Raw genomic sequence first — 14,058 nt, 5'->3', positions numbered from 1 at the left:
CGGACTCCCGAAGGGCTGCCCCGAATGGTCCGTTGGAGCGGCTCGCGCCGGTGACGCTATTGCGCGACCCAGCCGCCGTCGACCTGGAAGGCCGCGCCATTGGCCGAGGCGCCGGCGTCGGAGACCAGATACAGCAGCATGCCCGAGAGCTGGTCGAAGGTGACGAACTGCTTGGTCGGCTGGGCGGCCAGGATCACGTCCTTCATCACCGCTTCTTCCGAAATGCCACGCGCCTTGGCCTGGTCGGCGATCTGGGCCTCGACCAGCGGGGTCTTCACGAAGCCCGGGCAGATGGCGTTGCAGGTGATGCCGTGGGTCGCGACCTCGAGGGCGACGGTCTTGGTCAGGCCCATGATACCGTGCTTGGCGGCGACATAGGCCGACTTGAACGGCGAGGCGACCAGGGCGTGAGCCGAGGCGATGTTGACGATCCGCCCGCGGCCCTGCTCCTTCATGATCGGCACGGCCGCCTTGGTGGCGTGGAAGGCCGACGACAGGTTGATGGCGATGATCAGGTCCCACTTGTCGTCGGGAAAGTCCTCGATCGGGGCCACGTGCTGGACGCCGGCGTTGTTGACCAGGATGTCCAGCTCGCCGAACTCGGCCTTGGCGGCGCGGACCATGTCGGCGATCTCGATCGGCTTGGTCATGTCGGCGCCGTGGTACAGCACCTCGACGCCGTGCTTCTCGGCCATCTCGGCCCGGGCCCGCTCGATGGCGGTCATCTCGCCCAGGCCGTTCATGACGATGTTGACGCCCTGGGCCGCCAAGCCGTCGGCGAGCGCATGGCCGATGCCGCTGGTCGAGCCGGTGACGATGGCGACCTGCCCCTGCAAACCGAAATCAACGGCCATGCGAACGCTCCTGGATGACGCCCCAATGATGTTGCGACGCAACATATAGCTCGCCTTTGCGAGACGCGAGCGCTTATTAAATTCACCAATAGATGAATTCAGGGTTGCGGGCGAGCGAAAACCCAGTCGGCCTCGGTCGAGAGCGACGGCTGAAAGCGATAGCCGTCCAGGTCGAAGCCCTTCAGCCCTTCGGCGCGGTCCACCCGGTTGTCGATGGCGTAGCGGGCCATTCGGCCGCGCGCCTTCTTGGCGAAGAAGCCCAGCACCCGCAGTTCGCCGTGCTTCTCTTCCTTGAAGTGGCAGGTCACGACCGGCAGTTTCAGCGCCTTGGCGTCGACGGCGCCGAAATATTCCTGGCTGGCCAGGTTCACCAGGGTCGGGTCGGCATGGCCGGCCGCCGCCTCGTTCAGGGTCTTGGAGATCGTTTCGCCCCAGTAGTCGTAGAGATTGCCGCCACGCTTGGTCTTTAGGCGCGTGCCCATCTCCAGGCGATAAGGCTGCAGGGCGTCGAACGGGCGCAGCACGCCATACAGGCCCGACAGGATGCGCAGGTGGTCCTGCGTCCACTCCAGGGCCGGGCGGTCCAGCTCGCGGGCGGCCAAGCCGGCATAGACGTCGCCGTTGAAGGCGATCACCGCCTGCAGACCCTCTTCCAGTTCAGAGTCGAAGGCCTGAAAGCGCTCGCGGTTCAACTTCGCCAGGGCGTCGGAGATGTGCATCAGGCGCTTGAGGTCGGCGGCCGTCAGCTTGCGCGTGATCTTGGCCAGTTCGGCGATCTGCGGCTTCAGCTCCGGCGTCGTCAGGGGCAGGGCCTGGGCGGGCGCGGTGAAGTCCAGCGACTTGGCGGGCGAGATGACCATCAGCATGAGCGGGGAGATAGAGGCTTAGGGCCAGCCGCGCTAGCTACGTCATTCCCCGGAATCGACCCGCCGCCGCATGTCTCCATGCGCGGCCGCGATCAGGGCGGCCAGAGCCGCCTCGTCGATCGGCTGGCCCCAGCGCAGCTTCACGTGCCGCATCCGCTTGCCGCCGCCTTCCAGCAGGCCCGCCGGATCCGGCAGCGACGCGCCTTCGTAGAAGCCGATGCTGGCATGGGCGGCGAAGGCGTCGACATAGGCGAAGGCCGCCTCCTCGACGCAGGCGGTCGGATGCCCGTCGTGCAGCAGCTCGCGCACATCGGGGCCGCTCGCGCGCAGCCGCTGGAACCAGGCCTCGGCCAGTTGGCGCAGCGGCTCGGCGCCCGAGAACCAGGCCTCGACGTCGGGATGACGCGGAACGGCGCTTGAGAACCGGAAGAGCTTGCTCATGCGTCGAGAGTGCGCTCCTGGGCGGCGATGTCGAGCCCCTGGACGCAGGCCGCGGCGGCCCCTACGAACGCCGCATGACCAACACGCTCGGCCTCGCCGCCGCCCTCGCCTGGCCGATCCCGATGATCGTGGCCCTGTTCCTGGTCGCGCGGGACCGGACGCTGAAGTACCGCATCCTGTGGGCCGTGGTCTGCTTCGTCGGCTTCGGCGCGTTCTGGATGGAGCAAGCGACCGGCCGCTGGGGCTTCATCCCCTTGGCCATCAATCTGCTGGGCCCCGGCTCGCAGCCGGGGTTCTACAAGGCGACCATTCCGGCCGGCGCCATCGCCGTGCTGATCCTGCTGTGGCTGCGCGCCCGCAAGCGCGCCAGCCTCCAGCCCTAGGACGGCGCCTTCAGAACAGGATTCTCGGGTTCATGATCCGCTTGGGGTCCAACGCGCCCCGGATCGCTCGCAGGGCCGAGACCTCGATCGGATCCTTGTAGGCCAGGGCCTCGGCCGTCTTCATCGCCCCCAGGCCATGCTCGGCGCTGATCGAGCCCGAGAAGGTCGCGGTGATGTCGTGGACGATCCGAGCACCCGCCTCGCGCAGGGCGTCGTGGGCGTCGTCGTCGCCGCCCGGGGCCTTCAGCACGTCGTAGTGGACATTGCCGTCGCCGACGTGGCCGAAGGCGACGATGCGCGTCCCGGGAAAGGCCTTTTGGATCGCCGCGTTGGCCTGGCCGATGAAGTCGGGGATCTTGGAGACCGGCACGCTGACGTCGTGCTTCCAGACCGCGCCCTCGGGCTTCTGGCCCGCCGAGTGGCCCTCGCGGATATGCCAGAAGGCCTTCATCTGGGTCTCGGTCTGGGCCACGGCCGCGTCGGCGATCAGGCCACGCTCCAGGGCGCCGGTCAGCAGCCGCTCCAGCGCCGCCTCGGCCGCGCCGGGCTCGCCGCTGGCGATCTCGATCAGCACGTACCAGGGATGCTCGGTCGGCAGCGGGTCGCGCAGGCCCGGCACGTTGCGAACGGTGAGCTCGAATCCCAACCGGCCCATCAGTTCGAAGGCCTCGACCGCCCCGCCCGTCTCGTCCTTGGCCCGGGCCAGCAGCTGGATGGCGTCGGCCGGCGAGCCCAGGCCGACGATGGCCACAGCTCGCGAGGCCAGCGGCGCGTGCAGCTTCAGCGCGGCGGCGGTGACCACGCCCAGCGTGCCCTCCGCGCCGATCAGCAGCTGCTTGAGGTCGTAGCCGGTATTGTCCTTGCGCAGGCGCTTGAGGCCATTCCAGATCTCGCCGTTGGGCAGCACCGCCTCGATGCCCAGCACCTGCTCGCGCATCATGCCATAGCGCAGGACGGCCGTGCCGCCGGCGTTGGTCGAGATCAGGCCGCCGATCGTGCACGAGCCTTCCGAGGCCACGCCGACCGTAAAGCGGCGGCCAACCTTGGCGGCCTGCTGGTGAGCCTCGTACAGGGTGACGCCGGCCTCCAGCACCATGGCGTCGTCGATCGGGTCGACGTCGCGGATGGCCGTCAGCTTCTGGGTCGACAGCAGGATCTCGCCGTGCGGGATCTGGCCGGCGACCAGGCCGGTATTGCCGCCCTGGGGGTGATCGCCACGCCCTCGGCGGCGCAGATCCCGACCACGGCGGCGACCTCGGCGGTCGTACGCGGGGTGACCAGCAGCGGCGTCTCGCCCTTCCAGCGGCCCCGCCACTCGACCAGCTTGGGTCCGATAACTTCGGGATCCTGACTCCAGCCGCCTTCGCCGAGCACGGCCTTCAGGCGGGAAACGACATCTGCGGGAACAGGCTTGGTCATGGTCGGATCATACGCCTCGAAAGTCAGCCGATGAACCCCGCCGCGCGGCGCAGGCGGTCGTTGATCGCCTCGCCCAGGCCGTCTTCCGGAATCGGGGCGACGGCGATGGCCGAGGGTTTGGTGCGATCGGCGGCGCGCAGGAACGAGAACAGGTTGGCGGCGGCCTCGGCGAGATCGCCCGTGGGGCTGAGATTGAACACCCGCTCGCCGCCGGCGCCGCCGCCGAACGCCAGATAGGCCTCGCCGGCCTCCGGCGCCTTGGCGTTGATCCGCACCGGCGCGTCGGGCGCGTAGTGCAGGGCCAGGCGACCCGGCGAGCGCTTGGCGTCGTCATCGGCTTCCGCCAGCGGGCCGACGATCTGTTGCAGCTGGACCCGGGTCACGGCGCCGGGCCGCAGCAGGCGCGGCTGGCCCTCCAGCACCGAGACGACGGTGGACTCCAGACCCACCGCGCAGGGCCCGCCATCCAGGGCGGCGGCGGCCTTGTCGCCGGTCTCGGCCACGGCGTCGGCGAAGGTGGTGGGACTGGGCCGGCCCGAACGGTTGGCCGAGGGGGCCACGACCGCGCCGCCGAACGCCTCGAGCACCGCGTGCGAGACAGGATGGCCCGGCACGCGAATGGCCACGGTGTCCAGGCCCGCGCGGGCCAGATCACAGACGGCGTTCGCATCCCGGATCGGCGCGACGATGGTCAGAGGGCCGGGCCAGAACGCCCGGGCCAAGGCGTAGGCGCGGTCGTCGAGCTGGGCGATCCGCGCGGCGGTCTCCAGGTCGGCGACGTGGGCGATCAGCGGGTTGAAGCGCGGCCGTCCCTTGGCCTCGAAGATCGCGGCCACGGCCGCCGGATTGGCGGCGTCGGCGCCGAGCCCATAGACCGTCTCGGTCGGCAGCAGGACCAGCCCGCCGGCGCGCAAGGCGTCGGCGGCCGCGGCTATTTCCGCTTGGCGAAGGCTTATTTGCGCTTCGCCGTCAGCGAGAAGCTGACCTGCACCTTCGCCGCGATCTGATCCGTCGACGCCCATTCGCCCTGTCCCACTCCGAACGTCGTCCGGTCCAGGGTGGTTACACCGCGCGCGGTCGCCGTGTCGCCGTCGATCTTCAGGCTGAAGGGCAGGCTGAGCGGCTTTTTCACGCCGCGCAGGTCCAGGGTCCCTTCGGCGACGTATTTGTCCGTCCCGGTCTTGCGGAACTTGGTCGCGGTGAAGACGGCCTTCGGATGCTCGGCGGTGTCGAAGAAGTCGCCGCTGGGCAGGCTCTCGTCGCGCTGGGCGTCGCCCGTGGCGGCCGAGGCCATGTCGATGCTCACCGTGACCTTCGAGCGGTCCAGGGCCTCGGGCGAGAACAGGATGTCGCCCTTCCAGGTCTTGAACTGGCCTTCGATGGCGCTGCCCGACCAGCTTGCCGTGAAGCCGAGGGTCGAGCCCTTCTGGACGGCCCAGGCGACCGGATCCTTGAGGGCGGCTTCGGGAGCGACCGCCTCGGGCGCGGCAGGAGCGGCGGCTTCCGTGGGCGAGGTGGCGGTGGGCGCCGTCGGCGCCGGCATCTCTGCTGGGGCCAGTTCAGCGGCCGGCGCGGGCGCGGCAGGCTTGGCCTTCACGGCCGGGGTGTAGAGATAGCCCGCGGCGACCACGGCGGCGAGACCGGCGGCGGCCAGCCAGGCGCGCGGCTCCTTCAGACCCGGCTTGGCGCCGGGCGCCATGTTTCCGAACACATCGTCCTTGTCGAGGATCTGGTGCTTGGCCACCGCGCCCAGGTGCAGGGCCAGCAGAAGATAGGTGACCTTGACCAGCACGCCGTGGCCCAGCTCGCCGATCTCATGCCAGACGTGCTTGGGGCCGGCGGCCAGTTCCGGAATACCCGGAATGTGTGGCCAGGGAACGACGCCGTACAGCAGGGTCGGGATCGGCACGCGGCTGGCCGAGACCAGGATCCAGCCGGTCAGCGGCAGGCCGATCATGATGACGTAGAAGCCGACATGGACCAGCTTCGACGCGAGCTGCTCCCACTTCGGCTGCCCCGCGGGGGCGAGCGGCGGCTTGTTGAACAGCCGCCATGCCAGCCGCAGCAGGCTGAGCAGCAGGATGGTGATGCCGATCGACTTGTGCAGCTGGAACAGGGCGTAGGTGGTCGGTCCCTTGGGACCATCGCCCATGCGCCAGCCCAGGATGATCTGGAAGATGATGGCCGCGGCGATCAGCCAGTGGATGACGATCGCCACCGTCGTGTAACGCGTCCGGCTCGCGGCCATGGACATCTCCCAGATCGATTGTCGCGCTTACTTCTTTTCGAACTCGACCTCGATGTTCAAGGTCACGTCGTCGCTGATCAGCGGGACATACTTGCCCACGCCGAAGTCCGAGCGCTTGATCGTCGTGGTGGCCGAGAAGCCCGTGCGGGTCTGCAGAGGGTTCATGCCCGAGCCGACGCCGTTGAAGGTGACGTCCAGCACGACCGGCTTGGTCACGCCGTGGAAGGTCAGGTCGCCGGTCACCGAGCCGTGCTGGCCGTCGCCGACATTCACCGCCGTCGAGACGAAAGTGATGGTCGGATACTTGGCCGCTTCCAGCCAGCCGTCGCCGATCAGTTCCTTGTTGAACTTCAGGCCGAAGGCGTCGGCGCCGGTGGCGGTGTCTAGCGAGGCCGGATCGACCGTGACGTTGATCTTCGAGGCTTCCGGAGCCTTGGGATCATAGGTGAAGTCGGCGTCCAGCTTGGTGAAGCGCAGGGTGTAGTTCGAGAAACCCATGTGCTTGAGCTTGGCGGTCAGCACGGCGTGGGTCTTGTCCAGCACGTAGTGGCCGGCCGGCAGATCGGCCGGCTTGGTCGACGAGACGCCCGGCGCGGCCAGCGCGGCGGGGGCCGTGAAGAGGGCCACGGCGAGCGCGGCATAGGCGTAGGGACGGATCATCGGTTGGGAGCTCCAGAACTAAAACAGCACCAGTTACGGTTTTCCGGACTTAGGAACTAAGCCATACGGTTGAAGGGCTGGAAGATCACGAGGCCGTGATCTCGCATAGAAAGCTGTGGCCGACTTGGTGACGTCGCGTCACCCCGCCTAAACAGTGGCCGAGATTTTTGGAGTTCCCCGGCCATGACCTACCGCGCCCCCGTTCGCGACCTCGCCTTCTCGCTGCGCCATGCGGCGGATTTCGGGCGGCTGGCCGACGCCTTCCCCGAGGCCGACGCCGACACGGTGGCGGCGGTGCTGGAAGCGGCCGGAGCCTTCGCCGCCGACGTGCTGGCCCCGCTGAACCGCCAGGGCGACCTGGTCGGCGCCAGGTTGGAGAACGGCGTGGTGCGCAGCGCGCCGGGTTTCGCAGACGCCTACAAGCAGTTCGCGCAAGGCGGCTGGGCCAGCCTGGCCGCGCCGGTCGAGCACGGCGGCCAAGGTCTGCCCAAGACGCTGGAGGTGGCGGTGCTGGAGATGGTCCAGGCCGCCAACATGGCCTTCGGCCTGTGCCCGATGCTGAGCCTGGGCGCGATCGAGGCTCTGGAGCACCACGGCAGCGACAACCAGAAGGCGACCTACCTGCCCAAGCTGGTCTCGGGCGAATGGACCGGCACCATGAACCTGACCGAACCCCAGGCCGGCTCGGACCTGGCGGCGCTGACGACGGTGGCCACCCCCGATGGCGACGGCGGCTGGAAGATCACCGGCCAGAAGATCTTCATCACCTGGGGCGACCACGACGCGGCCGACAATATCGTCCATCTGGTTCTGGCCCGCACGCCCGACGCCCCGCCCGGCGTGAAGGGGATCTCGCTGTTCCTGGCCCCCAAGGTGCTGGTCGACGCCGACGGCGCGCTGGGCGAGCACAACGCCCTGCGCGTCGGCGGGCTGGAGCACAAGCTGGGCATCCACGGCTCACCCACCTGCGTGATGCTGTTCGAGGGGGCCAAGGCCGAACTGGTCGGGGGCCTGGGCCAAGGCCTGCCCAATATGTTCACGATGATGAACGCCGCGCGCCTGCAGGTCGGGACGCAGGGGACCGCCATCGCCGAGCGCGCCTATCAGCAGGCGCTGGCGTTCAGCCAGGAGCGCGTCCAGGGCCGCTCGGCCTGGACGGGCGCCAGCCCGACCCGGATCTTCGACCACCCGGACGTCCGCCGTACGCTGGTGCTGATGAAGGCCCATATCGAGGCCGCGCGCGGCATCTGCCTGTCGACCGCCGTCGCCGCCGACCTGTCGCGCGCCGCCCCCGACGAGGCGACCCGCACCGCCGCCAAGCTGCGTGAGGAGCTGCTGACCCCGATCGCCAAGGCCTGGTCGACCGACGTCGGCGTCTGGGTGGCCTCGCAAGGGCTGCAGATCCACGGCGGCATGGGCTTCATCGAGGAGACCGGCGCGGCCCAGCACTATCGCGACGCCCGCATCGCCCCGATCTACGAAGGCACCAACGGCATTCAGGCCATCGATCTGGTGGGCCGCAAACTGATGCTGGGCGAAGGCCAGGCGCTGGGCGACCTGATGGACGACATCCGCGACACGGTCGAGGCGCTGGTGGCGGGCGATCTCAAGGCCGTAGGCCTTCGCCTGGAAGCCGCCCTCGACGCCGCGACCCAGGCCACCGCCTGGCTAATCGAGCGCCGGACCAAGGCGATGCCGGACGCCTTGTCGGGGGCCACGGCCTATCAGAAACTGCTGGGCGACGTGGTCGGCGGCTGGATGCTGGCCAAGGGCGCCCTCGCTGCCGCCGGCGAGGCCGACGCGGCCTGGGCCGAGAGCAAGCGGGCCCTGGCGCGGGTGTTCGCGGAAAGCGTGCTGGCCCAGGTCCCGGGCGCGGCGGCCGGCGTGATGATCGGCGCAGCGGACTTCGAGGCGATGACGCCGGAAACGCTGGGAGCTTAAGACAGACAACGCGTGTCATCCCGGCCGTAGTGAAGCGGAGAGCCGGGACCCAGGGGTCGCCGCACTGCGCGTGGCCCCTGGGTCCCGGGTCGGCTACGCCGCCCGGGATGACACATTTGGGTTAGGACGTTCCTACGCCTTGAAGAACGCCAGCAGGTCGGCGTTGACGATCTCCGGATGGGTCGAGGCCATGCCGTGGGGCAGGCCCGGATAGGTCTTCAGCTTGCCCTTCTTCAGCAGCTTGATACCTAGCAGGGCGCTGTCGGCGATCGGCACGATCTGGTCATCCTCGCCGTGCATCAGGAAGACGGGCACGTCGACGGTCTTGAGATCGTCGGTGAAGTCGGTTTCCGAGAAGGCCTTCACGCAGTCGTAGTGGGCCTTGGCGCCGCCTTCCATGCCCTGGCGCCACCAGTTGTCGATCAGGCCCTGGCTGACCTTGGCGCCGGCGCGATTGAAGCCATAGAACGGCCCGGCCGGGATCTCCTTGTAGAACTGGGCGCGATTGGCGGCCAGGGCGGTGCGGAAGCCCTCGAAGACCTCGATCGGCAGCCCGCCCGGGTTCTTGGCCGACTTGACCATGATCGGCGGCACCGCGCCGATCAGCACGACCTTGCCCACGCGGCCGGGCTTGGCGCGCGCCGCGTAGTGGATCGCCTCGCCGCCGCCGGTCGAGTGGCCGACGTGGAAGGCGTTCTTCAGGTCCAGGTGGTCGGCCAGGGCGATGACGTCAGCGGCGTAGGTGTCCATCTCGTTGCCGGTGTCGCTCTGGGTCGAGCGGCCGTGGCCCCGGCGGTCGTGGGCGATGACGCGATAGCCCTGTCCCAGGAAGAACAGCATCTGGGCGTCCCAATCGTCGGCGCTCAACGGCCAGCCGTGGTGGAACACGATCGGCTGGGCGTCCTTGGGACCCCAGTCCTTGTAGAAGATCTGGACGCCGTCCTGCGTGGTCACGAAGCCGCTGCCGGCGCGGTCCTTGCCGGCGCCCTTGGAAGCGGCGGGTTTTTGGGCGGCGGCTTGGGCGGTCGCATCGACCGAGGCGGCCGCGACGGCGGCGAGACCGAAGCCGGCGGTCATCACGCCGCGGCGGGAAGCTTGGTTCGACTGGCTCATGATCATCCTCATTCCTTGTCCGCGATAATCGTTATCGCGATAATGAAATGACTAAACCCGAACCGGGGCCGTGTCCAGCGCTTTTATTTATCGCGATATCTTTTTTCGTGGTAAGGAAGGGGTAGTAAAAATGGAGACGCCGCAGATGCGCCCCTTGGATCAGCAGATCTGCTTCACCCTGTACGCCACCAGCATGGCGATCACGCGAGCCTACAAGCCCCTGCTCGATGAGCTGGGCCTGACCTACCCTCAGTATCTGGTGCTGAGCGTTCTGGGCGAGAACGACGGCCTCACCATCGGCGGCGTCGCCGCGCGGCTGGACCTGGAGTCCAGCACCGTGACGCCGCTGGTGAAGCGCCTCGAGGCCGCCGGCCTTGTCGAACGCCGGCGCGGCCTGGAAGACGAGCGCAAGGTCGAGGTGACGATGACCGAGGCCGGCGCCGCCCTGCTGGAGCGCTCGGCCTGCCTGGGCGACCTGCTGCTGGACCGCTCCGGCATGGACGGCGAGGCGTTGCAAGCGCTGAACCAGCGGATCCTGGCGCTGCGCGGGTCGATCGTGGGGAAATAGCCAAGGACTCTCCTCCCCCGCATCGCGGGGGAGGAGAGAACGGGCTTACAGCTGCTCCAGCAGGTACTCGGCCGACGAGACCTTGAACTGGCCGGCTTCCTCGACGTTCAGCTGGGTCACGACGCCGTCCTTGGCGATCAGCGAATAGCGCTGCGAGCGCGGGCCCATGCCGAACTTCGACCCGTCGAAGTCCAGGCCGATCGCGCGGGTGAAGTCGCCGTTGCCGTCGGCCAGCAGCAAGACCTCGCCGTCGATGCCCTGGTCCTTGCCCCAGGCCTTCATCACGAAGACGTCGTTGACCGAGACGCAGGCGATCGTGTCGACGCCCTTGGCCTTCAGCTCGGCCGCCTTCTCCTTGAAGCCCGGCAGGTGCTTGGCCGAGCAGGTCGGGGTGAAGGCGCCCGGAACCGCGAACAGGGCGACGGTCTTGCCCTTGAAGATATCGTCGCTGGTGATCGGCGCCGGCCCTTCGGCCGTGCTGGTCATGAAAGTCGCCACCGGCAGCGTGTCGCCAACCTTGATCGCCATGGGCCGTGTTTCCTCGTGTGTGCGATTGAATTGCGACTGATCGAATATCCCTCGGCGAGGCGGTCGCCAAGCACGGTTTGACGCGTTGTTCGACTTGAAACCGTCACACCGAAAGCCAATGCTCCGCCCATGGCCAGCTTCCTCGAAGACGACGACCCCAATGGCGAAGACGACGGCGAGTTCCTGACCGGACGCTTGCTGGTGGCGATGCCGGGCATCGACGATCCGCGCTTCGAGCGGACGGTGCTGTATCTCTGCGCCCATGACGAGGAGCAGGCCATGGGCGTGGCGGTGAACCGTCCGGTCGAGGGCCTGACGGTGTTCGAGCTGTTGGAGCGGTTGGGCGTCAAGTCCGACATCCAGGCGCCGGGCGACCTGGTCCTGCTGGGCGGGCCGATCGAACGCGAGCGGGGTTTCGTCCTGCACACCGACGACTTCAACTCGCCGGACTCGACGCTACCGGTGGCCGATGGCGTGGGCCTGACCGCCACCCGCGACGTGCTGGACGCCATGGCCAGCGCCCTCAAGCGCCCGCGCAAGGCGGTCCTGGCGCTGGGCTATGCCGGCTGGGGCCCGGGGCAGCTGGAGCAGGAGCTGCGCGACAACATCTGGCTGATCTGCGACGCCGACGAGGGCCTGCTGTTCGACGAGGACCACGAGCACAAATGGACCCGGGCCCTGGCCAAGCTGGGGATCACGGCCGATCACCTGTCGGCGACGGCGGGACGGGCTTAGACCCTCTTGGCTAACCCCGCGCCTTCACCGGCGCGGCGCCGTCGACATAGGCCTCGTTCAGATAGACCTCGGCCTCCTGCGGCGACAGGGCCGGGGCGTAGCCGAAGCCCTGGCCGTAGTCGCAGCCCAGGGTCTGCAGCAGGCGGGCCATCTCGGCGTTCTCGACGCCTTCGGCGACGACCTCCAGGTCCAGATCCTGGCCCAGCTTGACGACCGAGCGGACGATCTTGGCCGAGCCAGCGTTGCTGCCCATGGTGCGGACGAAGTAGCGGTCGATCTTCAGCGTGTCGAACGGCAGGCGCGTCAGGTACGACAGCGACGAGAAGCCGGTGCCGAAGTCGTCCAGCGCCAGGCCGGCGCCGGCCTCGCGCAGGGTGCGCAGGATCACCGCGGCCCGCTCGGGGTCACGCATGATGTCGCTCTCGGTGACTTCCAGCTTCAGGGCGCCGCGCGGCAGGCGGTTGACGCGCAGGGTCTCGGCCACGTCGGCGACCAGGCCCGGACGATCGATCTCGCCGGTCGACAGGTTGACGCTGACGGTCAGGGCGCCCATCGCCGGGTGGGCGTCGCGCCAGGTGGCCAGTTGCTTGGCCGAGGTGTGCATCATGTGCGCCCCCAGCTCGCTCATCAGCCCCATCTCTTCGATCAGCGGCAGGAACTCGTCCGGCGGCAGCATGCCCCGGCGCGGGTGGATCCAGCGGGCCAGGGCCTCGAAGCCCGACAGGGCGCCGGTCGACAGGCGCACGACGGGCTGGAAGTACGGGGTGATCTCGCCTCGGCCGATGGCGCCGCGCAGGTCGGCCTCCAGCGCCAGGCGCGACAGGCCGTCGGTCTCCATCGAGCGGCCATAGGCGGCGGCCCCGCCACGACCGGCGGCGGCGGCGGCCTCGACGGCCAGCTCGGCGCGGCGCAGCAGCTCGGCCGCGTCAGGCGCATCCAGCCCGCCCTCGGCCGAGACTGCTCCGATCGACAGGGTCGGATGGATGTCGAAGCCGGCCACGCGCAGCGGCTGCTCCAGGGCCTGGCGCAGCACCTCGGCCGGCTCATAGCCCTTGGGTTCGCACAGCACGGCGAACTCGTCCTCGCCGATGCGGCCCATCACCGCCTCGGCCGGGAAGGCGGCGGCCAGGCGCGAGCCCAGCGCGGCCAGCACCAGGTCGGCGCGCTCGTGCCCCAGGGCCTCGTTCAGGCGGCGCAGGCGATCCAGGTCGGCCACCACCAGTTCGTGCACGCCGTTCCGGCGCAGACGCTCGCGGGCGCGGGCGATGAAGCCCCGGCGATCGAGGAGACCCGTCAGCTCGCAGCGCTCGGAGGCGGTGAATTTCGTTTCAGGGGCGACGACGCCGGCGGCGCGGACGCCCTCCTCCAGCCAGACGCCGCGCCAGAGACAGATGTCGCCGCCGCGCACGCGGAAGCGGGCGATGACTTCGGAACCCGGCTCACGGGTCTTGAGGACTTCCTCGGCCTGGGCGCGATCCTGTGGCAGAGCCAGGGCCCGGAAGGCGGCGGACGAGCACTCGGGGGCCAGCGGCCCAAGGCCCAAGGCCCTGGCGGCGCCGTTCAGGCGCAGGCGATCGGCTTCGGGCTCCCAGATCCATAGCGCGACGTCGGCCCCGCCCAACGCTTCAAGCGTGGCGGTGGTGTCCCAGATCCGTCGCTCACCGGTACGAAAAGACATGCCCGTCCCAAAACCGTCGGCGGCGGTCTCCAGCGCTTACTCGGGCGCGACCATGCCGAACAGACGATGATCTCGCCAACCGCCGTTAATTTTCAAATAAGCGGGCGCGTATCCTTCCTCCAAAAACCCGCATTTCAGCAAAAGCGCGGCTGAAGCCTGGTTTTCCGGCATGCAGGCGGCTTCAAGTCTGTGTAGATCCAGACCCTTGAAAGCAAAGCGGATCACGACCTCGACCGCGTCGCGCATGTAGCCCTGGCGCGTGAATGGCTGACCGATCCAGTAACCGATCGAGCCGGTCTGAGCGACGCCACGCCGCACATGAAAAAGCCGCACGGCGCCGATCAGGGCGTCGTCGGCGCGGCGGAAGATGAAGAACGGATAGGCCTCGCCCAGCTCCAGTTCACGGGCATAGGCCGACAGGCGGGCGCGGAAGGCCGCGCGGGTCAGGTCATGCTCCGGCCAAGTCGGCTCCCAAGGTTCCAGGAACGGCCGAGACTTGGCGCGTAGGGTCGCCCAGGGGCGATGGTCGCCGGGGCGCGGCGGACGGAGATAGACCTCGCGCCCCTCGAGGCGAAGACGGGGCCGGGGTTTCAGGAACGGCAGCAGGACAGTCACGGCCGCACC

The 14,058-nt window shown here is 68.8% G+C and carries 14 protein-coding genes and 1 pseudogene; 4 read left to right on the top strand and 11 right to left on the bottom strand.

What is annotated here, in order from left to right; translation table 11 throughout:
* Positions 1-56: 56 nt before the first annotated feature.
* The 3 genes from MZV50_RS02080 to MZV50_RS02070 all read right to left on the bottom strand — a co-directional run bounded on the left by MZV50_RS02080 (position 57) and on the right by MZV50_RS02070 (position 2,161).
* Positions 57-854, bottom strand: coding sequence for a 3-hydroxybutyrate dehydrogenase (locus MZV50_RS02080; protein WP_252632780.1), 798 nt, complete (start codon positions 852-854; stop codon positions 57-59).
* A 98-nt stretch (positions 855-952) separates the two neighbouring features.
* Complete coding sequence (yaaA, locus tag MZV50_RS02075) at positions 953-1,720, bottom strand: peroxide stress protein YaaA (RefSeq protein ID WP_252632779.1); 768 nt, start codon at positions 1,718-1,720, stop codon at positions 953-955.
* Between the two features lie 42 nt (positions 1,721-1,762).
* Positions 1,763-2,161 (bottom strand): DUF1801 domain-containing protein, encoded by a 399-nt coding sequence (locus tag MZV50_RS02070; RefSeq protein WP_252632778.1) that lies wholly within the window; start codon positions 2,159-2,161, stop codon positions 1,763-1,765.
* A gap of 74 nt (positions 2,162-2,235) precedes the next feature.
* Between MZV50_RS02070 and MZV50_RS02065 the strand changes: the two genes are divergently transcribed.
* The gene (locus MZV50_RS02065; RefSeq protein WP_252632777.1) at positions 2,236-2,544 is read left to right on the top strand and encodes a hypothetical protein; all 309 of its coding nucleotides are present in this window, start codon (positions 2,236-2,238) and stop codon (positions 2,542-2,544) included.
* 10 nt (positions 2,545-2,554) lie between these two features.
* Here the strand turns inward: MZV50_RS02065 and MZV50_RS02060 are convergent.
* From MZV50_RS02060 to MZV50_RS02045, 4 genes and pseudogenes are all read right to left on the bottom strand, one after another.
* Positions 2,555-3,963: pseudogene (locus tag MZV50_RS02060) on the bottom strand (FAD-binding oxidoreductase).
* A 23-nt stretch (positions 3,964-3,986) separates the two neighbouring features.
* Entirely contained in the window at positions 3,987-4,985 is a 999-nt protein-coding gene (locus tag MZV50_RS02055) for an L-threonylcarbamoyladenylate synthase (RefSeq protein WP_252632776.1), read from the bottom strand.
* Positions 4,916-6,211, bottom strand: a complete 1,296-nt coding sequence (locus MZV50_RS02050) for a YceI family protein (RefSeq protein WP_252632775.1) — start codon at positions 6,209-6,211, stop codon at positions 4,916-4,918. Before MZV50_RS02050 ends, MZV50_RS02055 begins: the two co-directional genes overlap by 70 nt.
* Before the next feature lie 27 nt (positions 6,212-6,238).
* Positions 6,239-6,871 (bottom strand): YceI family protein, encoded by a 633-nt coding sequence (locus MZV50_RS02045; RefSeq protein WP_252632774.1) that lies wholly within the window; start codon positions 6,869-6,871, stop codon positions 6,239-6,241.
* Between the two features lie 183 nt (positions 6,872-7,054).
* On the opposite strand from MZV50_RS02045, the gene MZV50_RS02040 reads away from it, so the two are divergent.
* Positions 7,055-8,812: an acyl-CoA dehydrogenase gene (locus tag MZV50_RS02040; RefSeq protein ID WP_252632773.1), complete on the top strand. Its 1,758-nt coding sequence runs from the start codon at positions 7,055-7,057 to the stop codon at positions 8,810-8,812.
* Positions 8,813-8,944: 132 nt separating this feature from the next.
* On the opposite strand, the gene MZV50_RS02035 is transcribed toward MZV50_RS02040, so the two are convergent.
* Complete coding sequence (locus MZV50_RS02035) at positions 8,945-9,925, bottom strand: alpha/beta fold hydrolase (protein WP_252632772.1); 981 nt, start codon at positions 9,923-9,925, stop codon at positions 8,945-8,947.
* 145 nt (positions 9,926-10,070) lie between these two features.
* On the opposite strand from MZV50_RS02035, the gene MZV50_RS02030 reads away from it, so the two are divergent.
* A complete protein-coding gene (locus tag MZV50_RS02030) occupies positions 10,071-10,493 on the top strand; it encodes a MarR family winged helix-turn-helix transcriptional regulator (protein ID WP_252632771.1) in 423 nt (140 codons plus the stop codon).
* Between the two features lie 45 nt (positions 10,494-10,538).
* Here MZV50_RS02030 and MZV50_RS02025 read toward each other — a convergent pair whose 3' ends face one another.
* Positions 10,539-11,021: a peroxiredoxin gene (locus MZV50_RS02025; protein ID WP_252632770.1), complete on the bottom strand. Its 483-nt coding sequence runs from the start codon at positions 11,019-11,021 to the stop codon at positions 10,539-10,541.
* Positions 11,022-11,150: 129 nt separating this feature from the next.
* On the opposite strand from MZV50_RS02025, the gene MZV50_RS02020 reads away from it, so the two are divergent.
* Positions 11,151-11,756 (top strand): YqgE/AlgH family protein, encoded by a 606-nt coding sequence (locus tag MZV50_RS02020; RefSeq protein ID WP_252632769.1) that lies wholly within the window; start codon positions 11,151-11,153, stop codon positions 11,754-11,756.
* Between the two features lie 10 nt (positions 11,757-11,766).
* Here the strand turns inward: MZV50_RS02020 and MZV50_RS02015 are convergent, their stop codons facing one another.
* Both MZV50_RS02015 and MZV50_RS02010 read right to left on the bottom strand, forming a co-directional pair.
* The gene (locus tag MZV50_RS02015) at positions 11,767-13,434 is read right to left on the bottom strand and encodes a putative bifunctional diguanylate cyclase/phosphodiesterase (protein ID WP_252632768.1); all 1,668 of its coding nucleotides are present in this window, start codon (positions 13,432-13,434) and stop codon (positions 11,767-11,769) included.
* Positions 13,435-13,470: 36 nt separating this feature from the next.
* Positions 13,471-14,049 carry a GNAT family N-acetyltransferase gene (locus tag MZV50_RS02010; RefSeq protein WP_252632767.1) on the bottom strand — a complete coding sequence of 193 codons (579 nt, stop codon included), beginning with the start codon at positions 14,047-14,049 and terminating at the stop codon, positions 13,471-13,473.
* Positions 14,050-14,058 lie beyond the last annotated feature (9 nt).

The sequence above is a fragment of the Caulobacter segnis genome, from assembly GCF_023935105.1.
GTDB classification, from domain to species: Bacteria; Pseudomonadota; Alphaproteobacteria; order Caulobacterales; family Caulobacteraceae; genus Caulobacter; species Caulobacter segnis_B.
The sequence above is the reverse complement of the archived record's forward strand: the minus strand, read 5'-3'. Positions and strand labels throughout refer to the sequence as shown.